Source organism: Caballeronia sp. EK (assembly GCF_014384845.1).
In the GTDB taxonomy this organism is placed as follows: Bacteria; Pseudomonadota; Gammaproteobacteria; order Burkholderiales; family Burkholderiaceae; genus Caballeronia; species Caballeronia jiangsuensis.
Map to the genome: position 1 here is coordinate 1 of NZ_JACSUE010000052.1, position 5,852 is coordinate 5,852.

Consider the following 5,852-nt stretch of genomic DNA (forward strand, 5'->3'; position numbering starts at 1 on the left):
TCGAAGCGCTCGCGCCGGTACGCGATACCAGTCGCACGCCACTGTTTCAGGTCATGTTCGTATTGCAGAACGCGCCGATGGAAGCGCTCGCCTTGCCTGGCCTCACGCTGACCTTGCTGCCCGCGGCCGAAGCGGGCGCCAAGTTCGATCTCACGCTGAGTCTGACGCATACACAGAACGGGCTCTCAGGCACGCTCAGCTACGCCACCGATCTTTTCGATGAAGTCACCATCGCACGGCTGGGTGAACGCTTCACGCGACTGCTTCAACAAGCGCTCGATCAACCCGAAGCGCCGCTGCATGCGCTCGAACTCGTGTTGCCTGAAGAACACGCATTGCTTGAAAGCTGGAACGATACCGCTGCGGTTTATCCCGAACATCTGTGCATTCATCAGCTCTTCGAGCAACAGGTTCAACGCACGCCCGATGCGCTCGCGCTCGTATTTGAAGATGAATCGCTGACCTACGCGCAACTCAACGCACGTGCGAACCAGCTTGCGCATCATCTGATCGCACTGGGTGTGCGTCCAGAAGATCGCGTAGCGCTGTGCATGGAGCGTGGTATCGGCATGGTCGTCGCGTTGATGGCGATTCTCAAGGCAGGCGGCGCTTACGTGCCGCTCGATCCCACCTCTGTCGCCGATCGGCTCGAGTACATGCTCGACGACGCGCAAGTGTCGCTGCTCGTTACTCAGCCACAGCTTATCGAACGCCTCTCGGATATCGCGCGGAACGTGAACGTAGTCTGTCCCGACACCGAAGCGAGTCGCATCGAAACTTGCGCGGACACCGATCCCGCCGCTGACGTGCTCTCCCGTCACCCGGCCTATGTGATCTACACCTCCGGCTCCACGGGCAAGCCGAAGGGCGTCGTTCTGAGCCACCGGAACCTTGCCAACTATCTGAGCGGCGTGCTGGCGAGAATGAACGTCCGCGCGCAGAGCAGCATGGCCCTGGCTTCGACCATCGCCACCGACCTCGGCCACACGATCCTGTTCGGTGCGCTGGTGGCAGGCCATGAACTGCACGTGCTGTCGACCGAGCGGACCTCCGATGGCTACCTCTTCGGCCAATACATGCGTCAGCGCAATATCGATGTTCTGAAGATCGTGCCCGGTCATCTGCGCGCACTCGTCGACGTGACGCTCGATACGCCGGCATTGCCCGCGCAATTGCTGGTGCTGGGCGGAGAAGCGACCCGGTCGGACTGGATCACGTCCTTGCAGGCGCTGAAGCCCGGCCTGCGTGTCCTCAATCACTATGGGCCGACGGAAACAACCGTGGGCGTGCTGACCCACGCGCTGAACGATGCCATCTCCTATGGCACGTCGATTCCCATCGGACAGCCGCTCGCCAATACGCGCGCATATGTCCTTGATGAAAACCTGCGCCATGTGCCGATCGGCGTCATCGGCGAGCTTTATATCGGCGGTGCGGGTCTCGCGGACGGTTATCTTCGGCGCGCGGCGCTTACCGCGCAACGGTTCGTCGCCAGTCCCTTCGTTCCGGGCGCACGCATTTACCGCACGGGCGACCTCGCACGTTATCGCGCCGACGGCAATATCGAGTTCCTTGGCCGCAACGATCATCAGGTCAAGATTCGTGGCTTCCGTATCGAACTCGGTGAGATCGAAGCGCATTTGACCGATCATCCGGCGGTACGCGAAGCGGTGGTTATCGCTCGTGCGCGGCATGAGGAATCGCAAGATCAGCAACTCGTCGCCTATGTCACGCTGACATCCGATATCGATGTCAGCGCCCTGCGCGAATACCTCGCCTCGCACTTGCCCGACTACATGGTGCCCTCAGCTTTCGTCGTGCTCGATGCGCTGCCGCTCACCCCCAACGGCAAACTCGATCGTCGCGCATTGCCCGATCCGCAAGCCGATGCCTTCGCGCTGCGTCCCTTCGAAGCGCCTCAGGGTGACACCGAAACCGCCCTCGCCGATCTGTGGGCCGAATTGCTCGGCCTCGAACGCGTCGGTCGGCAGGACAACTTCTTCGCCCTCGGTGGTCATTCGCTGCTCGCCGTGACGCTCATCGAGCGTATGCGTCGCGTCGGGCTGCACGCCAGCGTGCGCGATCTGTTCGCCACGCCCGTGCTCTGTGCGCTCGCGGCTTCGCTCGAACAGGGTGCCGTTACCGCAGAGATCGTCGTCCCGCCCAATGCGATCACTCGCGACTGCATTGCACTCACTCCGCCCATGCTGCCGCTCATCGCGCTCACGCAGACGGACATCGATCGTATCGTCTCGCAGGTGCCCGGCGGTCTCGCCAACGTACAGGATATCTACGCGCTCGCGCCGTTGCAGGAAGGTATCCTGTTCCATCACATGCTGACCACCGACGGCGATCCGTATCTGCAAACCGCGCGTATCGCCTTCGATAGCCGTGCACGACTCGATGCGTGGCTCGATGCGTTGCGCCAGGTCGTCAAGCGCCACGACATCCTGCGCACGGCCTTCATCCACGACGGCCTCAGCACGCCCGCGCAAGTGGTCTGGCGTGACGCGCCCCTGGCGATAGACGAGATCAGCCTCACGGAGGACAACGCTGCCGATCAGCTTGCGCGACATTTCGATGCGCGCTCTCAGCGCCTTTCCCTCGCTCAGGCTCCGCTGCTGCGACTCACCCTCGCTCGCGAGCCCGGCTCGGCGCGCTGGCTGGCGCTGCTCGTCTGGCATCATCTGATCGGCGATCACGTCACACTGGAAGTGGTCCAGAAGGAGATCGGCGCACTGCTCGACGGCCGTGCACACACGCTCGGCACGGCTCAGCCGTTCCGCGATCTGGTCGCTCAGTCGCGGCTCGGCGCGACCCGGCAAGAGCATGAAGCATTCTTCCGCGACATGCTCGCCGCCGTGAGCGAACCGACTTTGCCCTTCGGCCTCACCGACGTTCATCACGATGGCTCAGCCGTCGCCGAAGCGCGTGTGAGCTTGCCCGCATCGCTCAATACGCGCCTGCGCACTCAGGCCCGCAGCATCGGCGTGAGTCTCGCAAGTTTGTGCCATCTCGCGCTGGCGCGTGTGCTCAACGCCGCCAGTGCGGCGAATCCGGACGGTCACGTCGTGTTCGGCACCGTCCTGCTCGGACGTATGCAGGCAGGCGTCGATCAGGCGCTGGGCTTGCTGATCAATACGCTGCCGATTCGTCTCGACGTGAACGATGTATCGGTCATCGATAGCGTGCGTGATACGCATGAACGGCTCGCCGCGTTGTTGCAGCATCAGCACGCGCCGCTCGCGCTTGCACAGCGATGCAGTGGCGTCGCCGCGCCTGCGCCGCTCTTTAGCGCCTTGCTCAACTATCGCCACAATCAGGCCTCGACCGATGAGCAACCGGTCTTCGACGGTATCGAACTGCTCGGCGCCGAAGAACGCACTAACTATCCGTTGATGCTCGCGGTCGAAGACGATGGCCAGAGCCTCGGGCTCACCGCGCAGACGCTCGCGCCGTTGTCGCCCGAACAACTGTGCGGCTACATGGAGCAGGCGCTGTCGAGTCTTGCGCAGGCGCTCGAACAGGCTCCTCAGACGCCGGTGAATCAGCTCGACGTGTTGCCGCCCGAAACCCGCACCTTGCTCGTCCAGACGTGGAACGACACTGCTGCTGCTTATCCCGAACACCTGTGCATTCATCAGCTCTTCGAGCAACAGGTGCAACGCACGCCTGATGCCATCGCGATTATCTTCGAAGATGAATCGATGACCTATGCGCAACTCAATGCGCGCGCCAACCAGCTTGCACATCATCTGATCGCGCTCGGTGTAAGGCCGGAAGATCGCGTGGCGCTGTGTGTGGAGCGTGGCATCGGCATGGTCGTCGCATTGATGGCGATACTCAAGGCGGGCGGTGCATACGTGCCGCTCGATCCGGCGTATCCCGGCGAGCGCCTGAGCCATATCCTCACCGACTCGACGCCACGGCTGTTGATCGCCGATGCCGCTGGCCGTGAAGCGCTGGGCGATACGGGTTCGCTGCGCGTGCTCGATCCCGATGCAGCGATCGATGATGCACTCCCGCAAGACGATCCGCAAACGTCCGTCGCTTCGCATCATCTCGCCTACGTGCTCTTCACCTCCGGTTCCACTGGCAAGCCCAAGGGCGTGATGGTCGAGCATCGCGAGATGCTGAACTTCCTCTGCTCGATGCGTGATGTCACCGCGATGCGCGCAGCCGACAAGCTTCTCGCCGTCACGACCATCTCCTTCGATATCGCCGGGCTGGAGCTGTATCTGCCCTTGAGCACCGGGGCGTGCGTGGTGCTGGCCCGCAGAAGCGACGCAGCCGATCCGCTCGCGCTGCAAACGCTGCTCGTGAAGCACGACGTCGGCTTCATGCAGGCGACCCCGGCAACCTGGCGCATGCTGCTCGATGCGCAGTGGCCCGGCTCCGCGCAACTCACGGCGTTGTGCGGTGGCGAAGCCTTGTCCGAGGGACTGGCCACGCGTCTGCGCGAGAAGGTCAAGTCGCTGTGGAATCTTTATGGTCCTACCGAAACCACGGTCTGGTCTTCGTGCTATCAAACCGGGCTCGAAGCGAGTATGTCATCGACGGTGCCGGTGGGTCGTCCGATCGCCAATACACGCATGTATCTGCTCGATGCGCGTTATCAACTGGTGCCGCCGGGTGCGGTGGGCGAGTTGTATATCGGCGGGGCTGGAGTGGCGCGGGGTTATCTGAATCGGGACGATCTCACCGCTGAGCGCTTCCTCGACGATCCGTTCGTTTCAGGCGGGCGGATGTATCGCACGGGCGATCTCGCACGTTATCGTGCCGATGGCAATATCGAATTCCTGGGCCGCAACGATCATCAGGTCAAGATTCGCGGCTTCCGGATCGAGTTGGGTGAGATCGAAGCGCAGATCGCCAGTCATCCGGCTGTGCGTGAAGCGGTGGTTATTGCACGTGCTCGACAGCAGGATCAGCAGCTTGTCGCATACGTCACGCTGGTTGCAGAGATCGATACGAGCGCTTTGCGTGAACATCTCGATTCGCGTCTGCCCGACTATATGGTGCCATCGGCCTTCGTCGTGCTCGATGCGCTGCCTCTGACGCCCAACGGCAAGCTCGATCGTCGCGCATTGCCCGATCCGCAGTGGCAAGACCTTGCCGCTTATGTCGCACCGCGCACGTCGATCGAACACTCGCTCGCGGAGTGCTTCGCCAGCGTACTCGGTCTTGAACGCGTGAGCGTCTTCGATAACTTCTTCTCGCTCGGTGGACACTCGCTGCTCGCGACGCAACTCGTGTCGCGTCTGCGTGAAGCGCTTTCTATCGAATTACCCTTGCGCACCCTGTTCGATGCACCCAGCGTTGCTTCGCTTGCCGAGGCGCTTTCGCTCGACGAACCGTCCGCTGGCACATTGCCGCCTTTGCAAGCACTTGCACGTCCGGCACACGTGCCACTGTCCTTCGCACAGGAACGCCTCTGGTTCCTCGAACAGTTGAATCCCGGCCAGTCGACGTATCACATTCCGATCGCCCTGCGTCTGCATGGCGTCCTCGATGTTCGTGCGTTCCATGCTGCCCTGAATGCGCTTGTTGCGCGTCATGAAAGCCTGCGCACATCCTTCGCCCAACACGACGGTCAGGCCGTGCAGCACATCGCTCCGACACTGGAACTTGCACTGCCACTCATCGACGCTCAAGCCACCGATGTCCCGCGTCTTGCACAAGACGAAGCACGTCGTCCCTTCGATCTTCAACGCGGCCCGTTGCTGCGTGCTCGACTGCTGCGCCTTGAAGAAGACGAACACGTCCTGCTGTTCACCATGCATCACATCGTCTCCGATGGCTGGTCCACCGGCGTGCTGGTACGTGAACTCGGCGCCTGCTACACCGCCGCA

Annotated in this window: 1 protein-coding gene; it reads left to right on the forward strand. The window is 62.3% G+C overall.

Annotated features, from left to right (window positions below):
• Nucleotides 1–5,852, forward strand: a 5,852-nt coding sequence (locus tag IAG25_RS40750) for a non-ribosomal peptide synthetase (RefSeq protein ID WP_187609850.1), incomplete at both ends; no start/stop codon positions are given.